The sequence below is a fragment of the Pseudoalteromonas sp. B131b genome (assembly GCF_037162545.1).
GTDB lineage: Bacteria > Pseudomonadota > Gammaproteobacteria > Enterobacterales > Alteromonadaceae > Pseudoalteromonas > Pseudoalteromonas fuliginea.
The window spans coordinates 84,308-101,638 of sequence record NZ_JARLUZ010000001.1; the positions used below are offsets into that span (position 1 = coordinate 84,308).

Consider the following 17,331-nt stretch of genomic DNA (forward strand, 5'->3'; position numbering starts at 1 on the left):
AACCAGGAGTGACAATGGAATTTAGCGTAAAAAGTGGTAGCCCAGAAAAACAACGTAGCGCATGTATTGTAGTTGGCGTTTACGAGCCACGTAGGTTATCCCCCATTGGTGAACAACTCGATAAAATCAGTGACGGTTATATCTCAAACTTACTTCGCCGTGGTGATTTAGAAGGTAAACCAGGTCAAGTTTTATTATTGCATCATGTACCTAATGTATTAAGCGAGCGCATATTGCTTGTAGGCTGTGGTAAAGAACGCGAACTTGACGATAAACAATACAAACAAATTATTTCTAAAACAATAAATACCTTAAACGATACTGGTTCAATGGAAGCGGTATGCTTTTTAACAGAACAACACGTTAAAGGTCGCGACACCTACTGGAAAGTGCGCCAAGCGGTAGAAACTACGCAAGATTGTTTATATACGTTTAACCAATTAAAAAGCAAAAAAGTAGACCCTCGTCGTCCATTACGTAAAATGGTATTCAACGTGCCAACACGCCGTGAACTAACGATTGGCGAAAGTGCCATTGAGCATGGTTTAGCCATTGCTGCAGGTAGCAAGTTATGTAAAGACGTAGCCAATATGCCACCAAATATTTGTAACCCTGCTTACTTAGGTGAGCAAGCACAAGAGCTGGCAACTAATTTTGACAACATCACTGTTGATATTATTGGCGAAGAGCAAATGGCAGAGCTAGGCATGAATTCTTACCTAGCTGTTGGTCGTGGTAGTGTTAATGAATCTGTTATGTCGATTATTAACTATAAAGGCGCAGCCGATGACCAAGCACCCATTGTACTTGTTGGTAAAGGTTTAACATTTGACTCAGGCGGTATTTCGTTAAAACCAGGCGAAGGCATGGATGAAATGAAATACGACATGGGCGGCGCTGCAGGTGTTATTGGCGCAATGCGTGCGCTTGCACAAATGCAATTGCCAATTAACGTTATTGGTGTTTTAGCGGGCTGTGAAAACATGCCTGGTCCAAATGCTTATCGCCCGGGTGATATTTTAACAACCATGTCGGGGCAAACAGTTGAAGTGTTAAACACCGATGCTGAAGGCCGTTTAGTATTGTGTGACGCGCTAACGTACGTTGAACGCTTTAATCCAGATACGGTTATTGACGTAGCAACACTTACTGGCGCTTGTATTGTAGCCCTTGGCGCGCATGCGACTGGTTTACTATCAAACCATAACCCACTTGCACACGATTTATTAAAAGCGTCTGAGCAAAGTGGTGACCGTGCATGGCAGTTGCCACTGTGGGACGACTATCAAGATCAGCTAGATAGCCCTTTTGCTGATTTTACTAACTTAGGTGGACGTTCTGCTGGCACAATTACCGCTGCATGTTTCTTGTCTAAATTTACTAAAAAGTATCATTGGGCGCATTTAGACGTAGCCGGTACAGCGTGGAAAAGTGGCGCTAAAAAAGGCGCAACTGGTCGCCCTGTTCCTATGCTTACTCAGTACTTGTTAAATAGAGCTGGCGTAAGTGAAGCAGCTCAAGATTAAAGTGAACACTTAACTTTAAACCTGTTTATAAGGCGCCGTTTGGCGCCTTATTTATTTGTGTATTAATTGAAGCAAAACGCGTTATATGGCAAAATCTGCCTCTTAATTTATGTGTATCAACTTAGTGCACATTTAATGTTATGGGAAACCCCGATACAATGAACATGAACGCCCAATTTTTCGTTCTAAAGCAACAAGATGAATCGTTGGCAAAGCCAGACGATCATTTTGCTTTGGCAGCTCAAATTGCAGCCGATCAGTATCGAAACGGTCAACGCGTATTTATATGTGTCGATAACAACGAGACCGCCTGTGCCATTGATGAAATAATTTGGGCATTCGATCCCGACAGTTTTGTACCTCATAACCTACAAGGTGAAGGCCCTAAAGGCGGCGCACCTGTAGAAATTGGTATTACGCCTCCTGTTGGTAATCGTAAAGTTTTAATTAATTTGGCTAATAACTTACCGGATTTTATTCGTCGATTTAACCAAGTTTTTGATTTTGTACCCGTAGAACCCGTTGCTAAGCAAGCTGCTCGCGAGCGCTTTAAAAAGCTGCGCCAACTCGGTGCCAATCTCACCACGCAAGATATTAATAACTAAAAACACGTTTAGTTAAATAGCTAACCAACTAATTTAAGTACTTATTTAAGGTTCTGTGTAATGGATAAAACCTACAATCCGCAAGATATTGAACAGTCTCTATATCAAGACTGGGAACAAAAAGGCTACTTTAAGCCATCTGGCAAAGGCGTACCATATTCAATTATGATCCCGCCGCCAAATGTCACAGATAGCTTACACATGGGCCACGCCTTCCAAGATACAATAATGGATACCTTAACGCGTTTTAAACGTATGCAAGGTAACAACACATTATGGCAAGTAGGTACTGACCACGCAGGCATTGCAACGCAAATGTTGGTTGAGCGTAAATTGCATGCTGAAGAAGGCAAAACACGCCACGATTTAGGCCGTGAAGATTTTATTAATAAAATCTGGGAATGGAAAAAAGAATCGGGCGGCACTATTACTAAGCAGCTTCGTCGCCTTGGCGCATCGGTTGATTGGGATCGTGAACGCTTTACCATGGATGATGGTTTATCTGAAGCTGTTAAAGAAGTGTTTGTACGCCTTCACAAAGAAAACCTAATTTACCGTGGCAAACGCCTAGTAAACTGGGATCCTAAGTTACACACTGCTATTTCTGATCTTGAAGTTGAAAACAAAGACAAGCAAGGCCACATGTGGAACTTACGTTACCCACTGGCTGATGGCGTAACAACACAAGACGGAAAAGACTACATAGTAGTAGCTACAACTCGCCCTGAAACCATGCTTGGCGACTCGGGTGTTGCAGTAAATCCAGATGACGAACGCTATACAGATTTAATCGGTAAAGAGATTTTATTACCAATCGTTAATCGTCGTATTAAAATTGTTGCTGACGAACATGCCGATAAAGATAAAGGCACGGGCTGTGTAAAAATAACCCCAGCGCACGACTTTAACGATAACGAAGTGGGCAAGCGTCATCAAATGCCGATGATCAACATTTTCGATAAAGACGCCGCTATTCTTACCCAAGGTGAAACATACTCCTTTGACGGTAAAGAGCTTGAGTTTGATGCGCCAATTCCTGAGCGCTTGCGCGGCCTTGATCGTTTTGCTGCGCGTAAAGCAATTGTGGCAGAATTTGAAGAGCTAGGCCTACTTGAAAAAATTGAAGACCATGGTTTAACCGTTCCTTACGGCGATCGCTCTGGCGTGGTAATTGAGCCACTACTTACCGACCAATGGTATGTACGTGTTGCACCACTAGCTGAACCTGCAAAAGACGCAGTTAAAAACGGCGACATTCAATTTGTACCTAAGCAATACGAAAACATGTACTTCTCGTGGATGAACGACGTACAAGATTGGTGTATTTCACGCCAGCTTTGGTGGGGTCACCGCATTCCAGCTTGGTACGACAGTGAAGGCAATGTATTTGTTGGTCGCGACGAAGCTGAAGTACGCCGTGAAAACAACATTGCAGACAGCGTAACGCTAAGCCAAGACGAAGACGTGCTTGATACGTGGTTCTCATCAGCGCTTTGGACGTTCTCTACACAAGGTTGGCCAGAAAATACCGATGATTTAAAAACCTTCCACCCGTCTGACGTGTTGGTAACTGGTTTTGATATTATTTTCTTCTGGGTTGCGCGCATGATTATGATGACGCTGCACTTTGTAAAAGACGAAAATGGCAAACCACAAGTTCCGTTTAAAACCGTGTATGTAACTGGCTTAATACGTGACGACAATGGCGATAAAATGTCTAAGTCAAAAGGTAACGTACTTGACCCATTAGACATGATTGACGGCATTGAACTTGAAGACCTAGTACAAAAACGTACTGGCAACATGATGCAGCCAAAACTTGCCGCTAAAATCGAAAAAGATACGCGTAAAGTATTTGCAGGCGGTATTGAAGCACACGGCACCGACGCCCTTCGCTTTACACTTGCTGCAATGGCATCTACTGGTCGTGATATTAACTGGGATATGAACCGCCTTGAAGGTTACCGTAACTTCTGTAACAAATTATGGAACGCGAGCCGTTACGTATTAATGAACACAGAAGAGCAAGACTGTGGTTTTGCAAACGGTGCTCAAACGGAGCTTTCATTAGCTGATCGTTGGATTTTAGGTCAGTATGAAGCTACTGTTAAAACCTATACAGAGCATTTAGATAACTACCGTTTTGACTTAGCTGCTAACACGCTTTACGAATTCACTTGGAACCAATTTTGTGATTGGTACTTAGAGCTCACTAAGCCGGTATTATTTAAAGGTAATGAAGCGCAGCAACGTGGTACACGTAATACACTTATTACCGTACTTGAAAGCTTACTGCGTTTAATGCACCCTATGATGCCATACATCACTGAAACTATTTGGCAACGTGTTGCACCACTTGCAGGCCTTAAAACAGAGAACACCAGCATTATGGTTCAGCCGTTCCCTGTATATAATGAAGCAAGCGTTGATGCTAAAGCGATGGACGATTTAGAGTGGGTTAAACAATTCATTTTAGCTATTCGTAATATTCGTGGTGAAATGGATATTAGTCCAAGTAAACCACTTAGCGTATTACTTGCTAATGCATCAAGCGACGACGTGCGCCGCATTGAAGAAAACAAATCATTTTTAGCATCACTTGCAAAAATTGAAGAGTTTACAATGCTTGAAAACAAAGACGACGCACCAGCATGTGCGACTTCTTATGTTGGCAACCTTGAGATCATGATCCCAATGGCGGGCTTAATTGATGTGGAAGCCGAGCTTTCGCGTATTAATAAGCAACTCGAAAAAGCAGAAAAAGGCCTAGCACAAGTGCAAAACAAACTCGCTAACGAAAAGTTTGTTAATAACGCTCCTGAAGCGGTACTTGCTAAAGAAAATGCAAAATTGGCTGAGTTTAGCGATGCTAAAACTAAGCTACTTGAGCAAAAAACTAAAATAGAAAGTTTATAAGCTTTCATAAAATGCCTATTAACACTATTTAATAGGCATTAAAAAAGCCGCTCACTTTAATTAAAGTGAGCGGCTTTTTTGTGCCCTGTGATTAACCACAAGACACTCCTACATTAAAATTTGTAGTTATACTGAGCACCAATTAGTACTGCGTGGCCTTTAGATTCGAAGCCCCACTGGCTGCCTGAGTCATCAGCTTCTATAAACGTTTGTGTTTTACCACGGATAATACTTACACCAAGATCAACATTAGAGTTTTGATCGATAGTGTAGTTACCACCAAACGAGAACCAGAAACGGTCTGTATCAGGAATCGAAATTGATAGATGTGTTTGTGATACAGGAGACTCATCAAATGCAACACCGGCACGTAGTAATAAATCTTCGTTTAACTGGTAATCTGCACCGACTGAGTAGCGGAATGAATCGCTAAAACTCTCGTTCTTTTCAAACGCAGTAAACTTGTTACCCGTTGGTGCTGTTACTTGCGCTTCTAAAGACTCAAAGCTACTCCAACCAGTCCATAATACACTGTAGTGCAGCCCTAATTTTTCGTCTAATTGATGCGAACCAGAAAACTCAGCAATAGCTGGTAAAGTGATTTCTACAGAACCAGGAAGCACAGTGCCTTGTGTGCCGCCAGCGGCTGCAGGTAGCCCATTAGAAAAATCACCATCAAACGTGATATCAGTTTCTGTTCTGTAGTTAAAACCAAAACGGCTGTTTTCATCTAATTGATACATTAAACCTACGTTTAAACCAAAACCAGTATCATCACCTTGAAGATTTACTGCATCAGTACCAAAGTCAAAGCCACTTGCATTTGCGCCAACTTTACGAATAACTGTTGCATCAGCATAAATAGCATTTAGGCCTACACCAAAGCTAAATTGCTCAGATACTTTATAAGCAACGCTTGCATTAAGATTAACAGTAAATATTTCTGTTTCACCTGCAATTTGCCCTGCTACGTAGTCATTTTTAAACTCAGTAGATAAACCAAAGTTAGAAAAAGCACCAAAACCAACTGATACTTTGTCGTTATAAGGCATAGTAAAGTAAATTGCAGGAACAACGGCGCTAGGAGCAATGCTGTCATCATCTAATGCGCTTGGGTCAATACCGTTATTAGTACTTTCACCTTCAAGACTTACATCAGGAATAACGCCAATAGCAGCAACACTTAGTTGCTTGTCTTTAAATAAAGTCATTAGTGCTGGGTTACGTGCAACAACAGATGCGTCGTCTGCAATAGAAGCTTCACCAGCATATGCACGGCCTAAACCTGATGCATTTTGTTCTGCTAGTTGAAATGCAGCTGCAAAACTGTCTGCAGAAACAAATGCAAGCGAAGCTGCAATAAGAGTTTTAGTAAATTTCATTGTTGTGTCCTTAACCAAACTAACTGTTTGGATAGCTATGTGTGTTGTTATTAGGATTTCAAACCCGGCTACACTACCTGATTTTTTTATAAAAGACTCTATGAATACGTCAAAATACTATGAAAAACATGATTTTTAACGACATTTTAACAACTAATTAAAACTCATCGGACTAGATCTGTGCTATTAGAGCATATACTCTAAATGTAATTGGTTATCATTTAGATTGACTTAAAGTAGTTAGCAATTTACACTCACTACAAAATCACAAAGGAAATAAAACTGTGATCATTTCACTTATTGTAGCTGGGCTTATTTTTTGTGGTGCGAGTGTATTTTGTTTTTATAAAGCAAATTACTGCGCATGTACGCAAGCAGGACAATGCGACAATCCAGTAAATCACTATTGGCTTGGTGCTATGCTAAACGCACTAATTTCGCTCGCATTTTGTTGTTTAGCACTGCATGTAGAGCTAGGCACTATATTGTGGCTAACACTGATGGGAAGTTGTTTTTTAGGGGCATTTATTTCAGCCAAGAAAAGCAATCAACGAAAGTGTACAAACACTACGCAAGCAGATGCTCTTTTAGCAAACGAGACAAATTAATTTTATAGTCTAGTGGTTTAACACTCGCTAAAATTTTAAGTTCTTGGTTACTATCACTTAAATCAATATCTTTAGCAGTTACATGATGCCCATGTTTAGCATTAAAAAATAACTTAATTTTTGGCTTTATCGGATTCAAGTTATTCCCCTCCAATACTAACGCTAGGCGTTCATTAGTCAGCTTCACAATAGTCCCTACGGGATGCACGCCCAAGCACTTTATAAAACGCTGCACTAATTCAGCGTCAAACATTTGCTTGTTAGCCAATAAGTAACGCAGTGCATTAATAGGTTCTTCGCCATCTTGATGAGGCCTGTCTGCTGTCATCGCATCATATACATCTACAATTGCCATTATCCGTGCGGGACGGCTTATTTTTTCTGCAGCAATGCCGCGGGGATAACCTGAACCATCTAATCGTTCATGATGATTGACTATCATATCTAACATAAGTGGCGAAATACTCTTTTCACCTTTGACCAGACCCAGCCCTAAAGCAACATGCTTTTTAATACTCGCCATTTCGTTATTAGTAACTTTGCCTGGTTTTGATAGTATGCCTTGCGGTAGTTTAGATTGCCCTAAATCATGCAGTAGTGCGCCCATAGCAAGCTCCTGCACAAGCGCTTCTTTGTAACCTAGGTATTTAGCAAATACACTCGTAAAAATGGCGCAGTTGATCATATGACGCCAATTATAGCTATGCTTATCTTTAATTCGAGTAAGGATTGTCATCGCATTTGCATTACGAAATACTGAAGCAACGATTTCATTTGCTATTTCATCAAGTACTTTTACGTTAAGAGTTAAACCGGCTATTAAATCGCTATATAAAGATTGTATTTTACGGTTATGTTGGTCGTAGCTTACACTCGCTTTAGCAAATTCTTGCTGTACCGTTATTGCAGATTTGGCCTTAACTGGTTTTTGTTGGCTACTCGATGTTTTAGGTTTATTTTGTGGCTTATATTTGGCGGGGATTGCGACTTCACTCTTAGCGAAATCAATAAGAAGTTCAAGAACCCCTTCTGCAATTAAACGCTTAATTATAGATTTGTCTCTGACTAACCCGCTAGTCTTAATTTTTATACTATTAATCCCTTCATGTTGCTTAGTAACACTGTCGACATACATGCCAGGTATTAGCTCAGGGATAGGTAAAGTTATTAGCATAAAAGCGGCTATTTCTACAATTAATGAATATGTACCTTAAATAGCATTGTTTAATACTTAAAGTCCATTCATTCGTACTTTAGTAGTTATAATTCACTAAAAAGTAGTAATTTATATTATTAAATAATATCTCATTTAATTTTGCGTTATTTTTAATTTAATGGGGAACGCTAAAGGGTTTTGAACTGAGATACTAAAAGTTTATTTTCATTCAAGTTTAAGTGTAATTAATAAGAACACTATTTTTATAAAAATGAAGTTCATCAATGTTATCTAGTATCGTTAACCAATTTTAGATATTGAAAAGAGTTTGATTATGCAAAAGTACTGAAATAATTTAGGGTATAAACATATAAAGCAAATGGCGCTCTCGGTAGGGATCGAACCTACAACTCAGCCTCCGGAGGGCCACGTGATATCCATTTCACCACGAGAGCACATTTGTTGCCGCAGCACTAACTCGCGATATCAATGCTTTGGCGTCTATAATGATAAAGATATCCGTCGTTAATTGCCAGCACCATGCGTTTAGATGCCTATTAATTAAGCGATTTAGAATAAAACACTTCACAATTAGTTAAAAACACGCTTTTTATCAATATTAGATAAAAAAAGTAACTGTTTAGCAACATTTTAACTATTATAGTGACTATGTGATTTGATTTAAAAGAGGAAGTGATTATGAGTTTGATGTCTACTGAGCAAGTTGCTGAGTTTTTAGGTGTAAAAGTAGAGCGTGTTAAACGCCTTACTCGTGAAAGTTTACTAATTGCGAAATCGCAGGATGAAAATGGCGAACCGCAATTTGATGCTGATGAAGTAAAAAAATATAAAGAACTAGCTGCACGTTTTGGTGGTCTTTAAAAACTCATAGATAAAGTGAGTTTATTTAGTTGCGCGCGTAATTCAATTAAGTGATTAGTTATGTCGCGCTGCTCATACCATCCTATACACAATATTAAAAAAAACAGCTTAAAAAAATCAAGCTTATTTACTGATTTAAAAAAGCTTACACCGGCTCTACAGTACTTACTATAATTATCTAATAACTCACCTTCACTTTGCCTATCCAGATTAAAGCTCACGCACAACGCGGCTAAATCAAAATACACATCGTTAGTTTGTGCGTACTCAAAATCAATTAAATACATACCCGAAGCATTTACAATAATGTTGTCTCTTACTAAATCGTTATGACAAAAGCCCGCATTAAATGGCATCGCTGTAACTGCTTTTAGTGCCCGCTCTATTTGTGATTTGTATAACGTATATACATCCGTATTTTGATAAAAGTGCAGCTCTTTGGCTATATCCATTGGTGTAGTCGTTACGCTGTAACTGTGTACTTGGGCTAATTTATTAACTAAGCTGAGCGTTATATCTGACTGTGCGGTTTCACCCTCAATATAATTAAATACCGCACGACTATTCTTTTTATCGAGCCAAATAGGCGCAGGGCATATATCCAAGTCACTTAAAAAGCGCTGCGCTTCAAGGCCGTCACTTGGCCAACGGCTTTTATAACACTTTAACAAATACCCTTGTTGCTCGGTACGTATTAAAAAATTATCGTTGCTAAAGCCATTCAGCAATCGCTCGCTTGAAACAATGCTTTTAGGCTCTATAAACGCACTACACATTTTTACTAACTGATTATGCTCAATCATAAATTAAAGCTGCGCTAAAGACTTAGCTTGGCTTTGTTCGTACTCTTCGTACCAGGTTTTGAAGCCCCACGCTGCCATAATGGTATAAAATATAAAGAGTGCTAGCGTTGGGTAATAGCCTTTTTCGTAGTATAGATACATAGAAGCGGCATCTATTACAATCCAGTACAGCCAGTTTTCGAGGACTTTTTTAGCAACTAAGTAAGTAGTTACTACTGCAAAACATGTTGTAAAGCTATCAAGATAAGCAAAGTCGGCATGAGTATAGTTTTGCATAACGTAACCAATAACTATTGCAGCTACGGTTGTTAAACTGATTAAAACAGCATGACGGTTCATCGACCAAGACGTAATATTTAGATTTTCAGCTTTGCCTTTTCGCCATGCAACCCACCCAAATACAGCCATATACATATAATAAAAATTAAGTAATGACTCCATTAATAATGCACCATTCCAGTACATTATTGTATAAATGAGTGTGCTAAAAAATGCTGCAGGCCAACACCATAAGCTTTCTTTTATTGCCAATAATAAGTACGCCATCGACAACCCCACCGCTATGTATTCCCAATGCGACATCGCTGTAAAACCACTTAAGGTTTGTGTTAAAAAGTCCATACTATGCAATCACCGTTCAGTTGTGCCGATTGTTATACCAATCTGCTTATATACGGGGTCTATTTAACGTTAAGAAAATTACGCTAGAACTAGGCAAAAATTTTTGTATCTAGTTGTTCTAAATAAAAAATTTTTAACGACGTTATAGTGCAATTTAATTCGTTAAATTGATCAAAGATTTATGCAGGTTGGTATTATAGATTATTCAGGCGATAAGTCGCCAGAGAGAAACTTACATACAAAAATAGCTTTACCAAATTCTTCATATGAACGCTTAATTTCGGTATTTAACACTTGCATAACTAAATCGTAATCACCAAAAATTTGCGTTGATAACGTATTAGTAATCACTTTTAAATCTTCGTATTCGTTTAAGCGGTCGATAAAGCCTTTAATAAACGGAATGTAATCTTGGTGAAGTGGATATTTACTGATCTCTACTGATAATTTCATTTTAAACTCTACTTTTTAATTATTTGATTTAAACAAATCATTCAATGCCAGTTCAATACAGTGTAAAATTATACTAACACTCAATTTAACTGAGCTTATTATGGCACGTAGAATAACGTATACGTTTAAAAACCAACCGCGCGAAATTAACTTCGCAAAAGATAAATACCACGACATGTATCAAGCTATTGCTGCCGCCGAAGGTATTGATTTAACAAATTACTTAAGCATGGTACGCCAAATAGAAATGACCTCAAAAGGGTCTGCTTCTGTGCGTAACTTTCGCGACCAAGAATTTGCCCGTATGGGCTTTAGCGACATTTACTTTATAAAAGAGTAAGTATCGCTTATAGCTGTATTAACGCTGATACTCATAACTTACGCGCGGTGTAATATTGCATAATAGCTCGTAAGGAATGGTACCAGCGCACAGTGCTATTTCTTCAACTGGTAGTTCAGGGCCCCACATAGTGACTCTGTCGCCTACTTTAATATTATGCTCATTAGCGCCTATATCAACGCTGATCATGTCCATAGCTACGCTTCCTACAATACCATAACGCTGCTCACCAATTATTACCGGTGTCCCCTCTTTAGCATGCCGAGGATAACCATCGCCATAACCCATAGCTACAACAGCTAACTTGGTTGGTTTATCGCTTTTCCAACGACCACCATACCCAACAGCCTCATTAGCTGGCACATCACGCACTGCAATTACGCGCGTAGTTAAACGCATAACTGGTTTTAATTTGTGTTGTTGCCCAATGCTATTTGCCATTGGCGATACACCATAGAGCATAAGCCCAGGACGTACCCAATCACCATGACCGCTTGGCCAGGCAATAATACCAGCAGAATTTGATAAACAATGCGCTTGCTCAATGCCATTCACTAAATTATCAAACAACGTAATTTGTTGAACCGTTTTAGCATTATCAACGTCATCAGCACACGAAAAGTGGGTCATTAAATTAACGGTGTTTTTAGCGTTAGGTGTTTTTTGTAAGCGGTTATAAAACGCTTCAAACTGCTCTGGCGCAATACCTAATCGATGCATACCTGTATTTACTTTTAACCAGCATGTTATTGGTGCATCTAGCTTTGCTTTTTCAAGCGCAGCTAATTGGTACTCATCGTGAATAATAGTTTGAAAGTTATTAGCGAGTAAAATAGGTAAGTCGGCTTTGTTAAAAAAGCCTTCTAGTAAAACTATTGGCTTTGTTAAGCCCCCAGCTCGAAGGGCAAGCCCTTCATCTATACGCGCCACAGCAAATGCGTCAGCATTATTTAAATGCTGCGCAATCGTTACTAATCCATGCCCGTAAGCATTTGCTTTTAGCACCGCCATTACTTTGCTGTTAGGTGCAAAGCCCTTAACTTGCGCTAAATTATGCGCAAGTGCCGTTAAATTAATTTCAGCAGTGGCTAAGCGCATTAGTAATCGTCATCTACCGCTGGTCCCGCGTAATTATCAAAGCGAGAAAATTGACCTTGGAATGTTAAACGCACTTTACCAATTGGGCCGTTACGTTGTTTACCTATGATGATTTCAGCAATACCTTTATCAGTACTGTCTTCGTTGTAAACTTCGTCACGGTAAATAAACATGATTAAATCGGCATCCTGCTCTATCGACCCTGACTCACGTAAATCTGAGTTAATTGGGCGTTTATCGGCACGTTGCTCTAGCGTACGGTTTAGCTGCGAAAGCGCAACAACCGGACATTTTAGCTCTTTTGCTAGTGATTTAAGTGAACGCGAAATTTCAGCAATTTCAAGCGTTCGGTTATCAGCAAGGCTAGGTACGCGCATTAGCTGTAAGTAATCGACCATGATCATACTAATGCCGCCGTGGTCACGCGCAATACGACGCGCACGAGAGCGAACATCGGTAGGTGTTAAGCCCGAGGCATCATCAACATACATTTTGCCTTTTTCCATCAACAAGCCCATTGTTGATGAAAGTCGCGCCCAATCGTCATCATCTAACTGACCAGTACGTACCTTAGTTTGGTTAATACGGCCAAGAGACGCTAGCATCCTCATCATAATTTGTTCTGAAGGCATCTCTAGCGAGTAAATTAGTACGGGTTTGTCTTGAGTCATTGCAGCATGTTCTGCAAGGTTCATCGCAAAGGTGGTTTTACCCATTGAAGGACGCGCTGCCACAATAATTAAGTCAGACGGTTGCAGGCCCGTCGTCATTTTATCAAGATCGGCATAACCTGTACTTACACCCGTTACACCATCTTGTGGCGATTGATAAAGCTCTTCTATTTTATCAACGGTTTTTTCGAGTATGTTATGAATACTTTGCGGGCCTTCCGTACTTTTTGTACGTTGCTCGGCAATTTTAAATACTTTGCTTTCGGCAAAATCGAGTAGGTCGTGACTAGTACGTCCTTCGGTATTAAAACCCGCTTCTGCTATTTCATTTGCCACGCCAATCATTTCACGTACAACAGCACGCTCACGTACAATGTTTGCGTAGGCATCAATGTTGGCTGCACTTGGGGTATTTTTAGCAATTTCGGCTAAGTAAGCAAAACCACCAATGCCTGCAAGTTTATTATTTTTTTCTAAACTTTCAGAAATAGTGATTAAATCTATCGGATCGCCAATTTCAGCAAGTGCCGTCATCGCCTCAAAAATTAACTTGTGCGTGCGGGTATAAAAATCCTGTGATACAACAAGCTCAGCTACGCGGTCAAAAGCTTGGTTATCAAGCATTAAGCCACCTAAAACAGATTGTTCAGCTTCTATTGAATGGGGAGGAACTTTAAGAGTATCGACTTGCTTATCTGGTTTGGCCATAACTTCACAGTAGTAAAATTGAATGGCTCTATTCTATCGACTTGCAGGGGCTGTGCAAATAGAAAAGCAGGAAATCTTTCCTGCTTTTTGTAATCGTGATGGGGAATGAGTGTTATTTGGTACGCAGCTCTATTCGCCCACTAATGGTATCCATTTCAACATTTGCATTACCGCCATTAATACTAAACTCTAAATCACTGGCTGGGCCATATTTAGCTTTACTGACTTTGTCACTACTGACTTTGTTAATGATTTTACCATTAGCATGGGCTTTAATTTCAAACTTTGCTGATACACTTTGTGGGAAATAAAAGTCGGCATCACCACTTACTGATTCAAAACGTACATCACCGCCTTTTAAAAGCTCGTCAATCTGTACTTCTGCTTCGCCATTTACCGTATTAATACGTAGGTTTTTAATAGCCGATAGCGTAAATTCTATATCGCCATTTACGTTTTCAAGGCGTACATCATTAGCGCTTGAAGTTGATTTAATATCACCATTAACAGCGCTAAAACGCAGCTCACCACTTGATTGCCTATCGTTAATTTCACCATTTACGGTTTCAAACTGAATATTACCGTTTAAGTTCTCAGCGTTCACATCACCATTTACAGTGGTGAGCTTAATGTTGCCAGTAATATCATCTACCGTAATTTCGCCGTTAACCACATCAACTTCAGCGCCGTTTTTAAGCTCCTTTGCAGTCACCGATACATTAACGCCAGCAAACTCTAAGCTACTGCTTTTAGGCATAAATATAGTTAGGTTTGAGCCGTCACCACTATTACCCCAATTTGATTTACGGGGCATTTTTACAATAAACTGTGTTTTATCGCCACTTGTTTTAAGCTCATAACCTTGCGCTTTATCATCAAGCTCGCCAGATACTTTAAATTCGTTTTTATCCCAGCCTGTAATATGTATATCACCGCGTTGGTTTTCAATAAAAATAGTGCCGCCACTTGGTACGTCTATTTGCTTATCTATTTTTTCACCCGCAAATACTGCCAATGGAAATAAGCTCAGTCCTAATAAAATCGCTTTCATGTCGTACTCCTAAATGTGCTGCCAACGTGGCGCGTGCACCTTGTTAATTAAATCAAGTTGTTGTTGATATATTTGCGCTAACATTGTCAGTAGCGCTTGGTTTTGTGGTTCGTTTTCAAGAGCTTGCTTTATTGCTTGCTCAGCTTCTTCCAGTTCTTGTAGTTGCGTTTGCCAGTTAGTGGTCAATGCTTCTTTATTTTCGTATTCAACTAACAAACTATTTTTTTGAGCCGAAAAGTAATCACTTATAGCCACTACGGGCAGTGGTGCAGGTGCTATAAAAAATATATTTACAGCAATTAAAGCAGCCACAGTACACGCAGCTATTGCCGTTAGTTTTGGCCAAATAATAGTGCTGTTTGGACTCTGCTTATTATTAACAATTGCTCGCTCAATCCCCGCCCATAAATCTTTTTGTGGCGTAATTTCTTTATCAAGCGTGTTTAATGACTTGTTTAAGTAGTCGTTAAAGTTTGGTTTACTCATTTTCATACCACTCTTGTAATAACTGCCTAGCACGATGATACTGTGACTTACTTGAACCAACAGCCATACCTAATTGCTCCGCGATTTCCTCGTGCCTGTAACCTTCAATAGCAAATAATACAAATACCATACGTGCGCGCTCAGGAAGCCTTACTATTAACTTATCGAGGCCATTTAAGCCTTTGCAGTCGTTAGCTGATTGCTCATCCATACCGCTGTGTTCAATACTTACTACTTTTTGTAACCAGTTTTTTTGCTTGCGCAGGTAACTTATCGCTACATTACTGGCAACACTGTAAAGCCAAGTAGAAAACTGCGAACGCCCATCAAACAATGCTATTTTATGCCATACCTGTACAAATACCTCTTGGGCGGCGTCTTCGGCATGTGCTTGGTCTGCTAATAAGCGTAAACATAAACCGTATACTCGTTTTATATGTAACTCATAAAGCGTTGTGTATGCGCCTTGATCACCCGATTTAACTCGCTCAATGAGTGCAGCTTCGCACAAAAGCGTTGGTTCGGGTTTAACGTGTAACATCCGTGATGCCGCCTTTTAATTATTATTGTTGAATTGCTATTTAAGTGTATTGATAAGTTAGACGTAATGACAGTTCGAAAAGGTTTAAGGAGAATGAAAAAATAATTGAATAAAAAAGGGGCTTATACGAGGCTTTATACCAATTCGCTTAATTAAGTGATCTATTTTGAGGATGGAAAAACGTGTTGATAGCTAGACAAAAAATTCGCTATTTAGTTGTTCTCGGCAATTGCTCCTGCATTGCTCTACCTTCTGCATCCATGCAGTCGTAAATGAGAATTTTTTAACACAGGTAGCGACACGTTTAGCCCCGCAAAATGATTAAGTATTATTGCGGATTGGTATTATTTAACAGTGCCCTTAACTAATAAAGTTAGCCAAATTATAGGCACAAAAAAGCCGTGCTAATAGCACGGCTTTTGTCGCTTAATTAAAAATTAAGCTTCAGCGATTACGATTACTTTGATAGTAGCCGTTACGTCTGAGTGAACTGAAATTGATACGTCAAATTCACCTGTCTCACGGATAGTACCTAGAGGCAAACGAACTTCTGACTTAGCAACTTCAACACCAACAGCTGAGATAGCGTCAGCGATGTCACGAGTACCAATTGAACCGAATAACTTACCTTCGTCACCAGCTTTAGATACTAATGTAACTTCTGCTAATGCTTCTAGTTTTTCAGCGCGTGCTTGTGCAGCTACTAACTGTTCAGCGATTTTCGCTTCAAGTTCTGCACGACGAGCGTCAAACGTTTCAATGTTAGCTTTAGTCGCAGGAACTGCCTTACCTTGAGGGAAAAGGAAGTTACGTGCGAAACCAGATTTAACTACAACCTGTTCACCTAGGCTACCTAGGTTAGCGATCTTATCTAGTAGAATAACTTGCATGTTTCTACACCTTTTAAAAACTGTTAATCCGCTGCTTACTTATGTAAGTCAGTGTATGGAAGAAGGGCTAAGTAGCGAGCACGCTTAATAGCAGTTGCTAGCTGGCGCTGAAATTTAGCGCTAGTACCTGTGATACGGCTAGGTACGATTTTGCCACTTTCTGTAACATAGTTTCTAAGAGTAGCTAGATCTTTGTAATCGATTTGTTTTACGCCTTCCGCTTTAAAGCGGCAGAACTTACGACGTCTGAAATAACGTGCCATGAGATTAATTCCTCAAATAATTCTTTCGATATGCTGAGCATGCAAAACCAATTGGCTAAGGCCGTTACGACCTTCGTGGCGATTTAAAAAACCACTCACTTGCAATGCCTGCCCAACGTGCAAATGTTGAGTCTGTTGTTGCATTTGCTTTCCACTGGCAACTACCTGAAGCCTCACGTAACTATTACGGTTAAGGTCTGCTTCGGTTTGCATCGATTTATGTTCTACAACAAAAATACAATGCGGGATGCCAGCTGGGCTTTGGCTAAACTTGGGCGTTTTACAAACTACCCCAGATATAACCAGCTGATTCATAAAAGGGCTAACCATT

At 39.8% G+C, this 17,331-nt stretch carries 19 protein-coding genes and 1 tRNA gene; 6 read left to right on the forward strand and 14 right to left on the reverse strand.

The annotated features are described in order from the left end of the window. Positions 1-14 precede the first annotated feature (14 nt). The 3 genes from pepA to P4S65_RS00445 all read left to right on the forward strand — a co-directional run bounded on the left by pepA (position 15) and on the right by P4S65_RS00445 (position 5,047). A complete protein-coding gene (gene pepA / locus P4S65_RS00435; RefSeq protein WP_096793662.1) occupies positions 15-1,526 on the forward strand; it encodes a leucyl aminopeptidase in 1,512 nt (503 codons plus the stop codon). A 158-nt stretch (positions 1,527-1,684) separates the two neighbouring features. Further along, positions 1,685-2,131, forward strand: a complete 447-nt coding sequence (locus P4S65_RS00440; protein WP_007377064.1) for a DNA polymerase III subunit chi — start codon at positions 1,685-1,687, stop codon at positions 2,129-2,131. A 60-nt stretch (positions 2,132-2,191) separates the two neighbouring features. Next, the gene (locus P4S65_RS00445) at positions 2,192-5,047 is read left to right on the forward strand and encodes a valine--tRNA ligase (RefSeq protein WP_337119351.1); all 2,856 of its coding nucleotides are present in this window, start codon (positions 2,192-2,194) and stop codon (positions 5,045-5,047) included. Between the two features lie 113 nt (positions 5,048-5,160). Here the strand turns inward: P4S65_RS00445 and P4S65_RS00450 are convergent, their stop codons facing one another. Beyond that, positions 5,161-6,429 carry an outer membrane protein transport protein gene (locus P4S65_RS00450; protein ID WP_337119352.1) on the reverse strand — a complete coding sequence of 423 codons (1,269 nt, stop codon included), beginning with the start codon at positions 6,427-6,429 and terminating at the stop codon, positions 5,161-5,163. Between the two features lie 284 nt (positions 6,430-6,713). Between P4S65_RS00450 and P4S65_RS00455 the strand changes: the two genes are divergently transcribed. After that, positions 6,714-7,037 carry a hypothetical protein gene (locus tag P4S65_RS00455; protein ID WP_096793665.1) on the forward strand — a complete coding sequence of 108 codons (324 nt, stop codon included), beginning with the start codon at positions 6,714-6,716 and terminating at the stop codon, positions 7,035-7,037. On the opposite strand, the gene P4S65_RS00460 is transcribed toward P4S65_RS00455, so the two are convergent. Both P4S65_RS00460 and P4S65_RS00465 read right to left on the reverse strand, forming a co-directional pair. Beyond that, on the reverse strand, positions 6,997-8,211 hold the full coding sequence (locus P4S65_RS00460; RefSeq protein ID WP_007378485.1) for an HD-GYP domain-containing protein: 1,215 nt from the start codon (positions 8,209-8,211) through the stop codon (positions 6,997-6,999). The two genes, P4S65_RS00455 and P4S65_RS00460, sit on opposite strands and share 41 nt — an antisense overlap. 362 nt (positions 8,212-8,573) lie before the next feature. After that, positions 8,574-8,648 (reverse strand) — tRNA-Arg (locus P4S65_RS00465). A 244-nt stretch (positions 8,649-8,892) separates the two neighbouring features. On the opposite strand from P4S65_RS00465, the gene P4S65_RS00470 reads away from it, so the two are divergent. Then, positions 8,893-9,075: a hypothetical protein gene (locus tag P4S65_RS00470; protein WP_007378484.1), complete on the forward strand. Its 183-nt coding sequence runs from the start codon at positions 8,893-8,895 to the stop codon at positions 9,073-9,075. Here P4S65_RS00470 and P4S65_RS00475 read toward each other — a convergent pair. The 3 genes from P4S65_RS00475 to P4S65_RS00485 form a co-directional block, all read right to left on the reverse strand. After that, positions 9,072-9,878, reverse strand: a complete 807-nt coding sequence (locus P4S65_RS00475) for a phosphotransferase (RefSeq protein WP_096793666.1) — start codon at positions 9,876-9,878, stop codon at positions 9,072-9,074. The two genes, P4S65_RS00470 and P4S65_RS00475, sit on opposite strands and share 4 nt — an antisense overlap. A 3-nt stretch (positions 9,879-9,881) precedes the next feature. Continuing rightward, positions 9,882-10,499, reverse strand: a complete 618-nt coding sequence (gene pnuC, locus P4S65_RS00480; protein WP_337119353.1) for a nicotinamide riboside transporter PnuC — start codon at positions 10,497-10,499, stop codon at positions 9,882-9,884. A gap of 201 nt (positions 10,500-10,700) precedes the next feature. Then, positions 10,701-10,952, reverse strand: a complete 252-nt coding sequence (locus P4S65_RS00485) for a hypothetical protein (protein WP_008135690.1) — start codon at positions 10,950-10,952, stop codon at positions 10,701-10,703. Between the two features lie 100 nt (positions 10,953-11,052). On the opposite strand from P4S65_RS00485, the gene P4S65_RS00490 reads away from it, so the two are divergent. Next, positions 11,053-11,292 carry a DUF2960 domain-containing protein gene (locus P4S65_RS00490; protein ID WP_007378480.1) on the forward strand — a complete coding sequence of 80 codons (240 nt, stop codon included), beginning with the start codon at positions 11,053-11,055 and terminating at the stop codon, positions 11,290-11,292. 18 nt (positions 11,293-11,310) lie between these two features. On the opposite strand, the gene alr is transcribed toward P4S65_RS00490, so the two are convergent. From alr to priB, 8 genes are all read right to left on the reverse strand, one after another. Next, positions 11,311-12,390: an alanine racemase gene (alr, locus tag P4S65_RS00495; RefSeq protein ID WP_337119354.1), complete on the reverse strand. Its 1,080-nt coding sequence runs from the start codon at positions 12,388-12,390 to the stop codon at positions 11,311-11,313. After that, complete coding sequence (dnaB, locus tag P4S65_RS00500; RefSeq protein WP_002963050.1) at positions 12,390-13,769, reverse strand: replicative DNA helicase; 1,380 nt, start codon at positions 13,767-13,769, stop codon at positions 12,390-12,392. Before dnaB ends, alr begins: the two co-directional genes overlap by 1 nt. A 112-nt stretch (positions 13,770-13,881) precedes the next feature. Continuing rightward, the gene (locus P4S65_RS00505; protein WP_096793669.1) at positions 13,882-14,820 is read right to left on the reverse strand and encodes a DUF4097 family beta strand repeat-containing protein; all 939 of its coding nucleotides are present in this window, start codon (positions 14,818-14,820) and stop codon (positions 13,882-13,884) included. 9 nt (positions 14,821-14,829) lie between these two features. Then, positions 14,830-15,312, reverse strand: coding sequence for a hypothetical protein (locus P4S65_RS00510; protein WP_337119355.1), 483 nt, complete (start codon positions 15,310-15,312; stop codon positions 14,830-14,832). Next, the gene (locus P4S65_RS00515) at positions 15,299-15,847 is read right to left on the reverse strand and encodes an RNA polymerase sigma factor (RefSeq protein WP_033038111.1); all 549 of its coding nucleotides are present in this window, start codon (positions 15,845-15,847) and stop codon (positions 15,299-15,301) included. Before P4S65_RS00515 ends, P4S65_RS00510 begins: the two co-directional genes overlap by 14 nt. Before the next feature lie 437 nt (positions 15,848-16,284). Then, entirely contained in the window at positions 16,285-16,737 is a 453-nt protein-coding gene (gene rplI / locus P4S65_RS00520) for a 50S ribosomal protein L9 (RefSeq protein ID WP_002962755.1), read from the reverse strand. Positions 16,738-16,772: 35 nt separating this feature from the next. Beyond that, positions 16,773-17,000, reverse strand: coding sequence for a 30S ribosomal protein S18 (gene rpsR / locus P4S65_RS00525; RefSeq protein WP_007378475.1), 228 nt, complete (start codon positions 16,998-17,000; stop codon positions 16,773-16,775). Positions 17,001-17,012: 12 nt separating this feature from the next. After that, positions 17,013-17,330 carry a primosomal replication protein N gene (gene priB, locus P4S65_RS00530; protein WP_033015549.1) on the reverse strand — a complete coding sequence of 106 codons (318 nt, stop codon included), beginning with the start codon at positions 17,328-17,330 and terminating at the stop codon, positions 17,013-17,015. Between the last annotated feature and the right edge of the window lies 1 nt (position 17,331).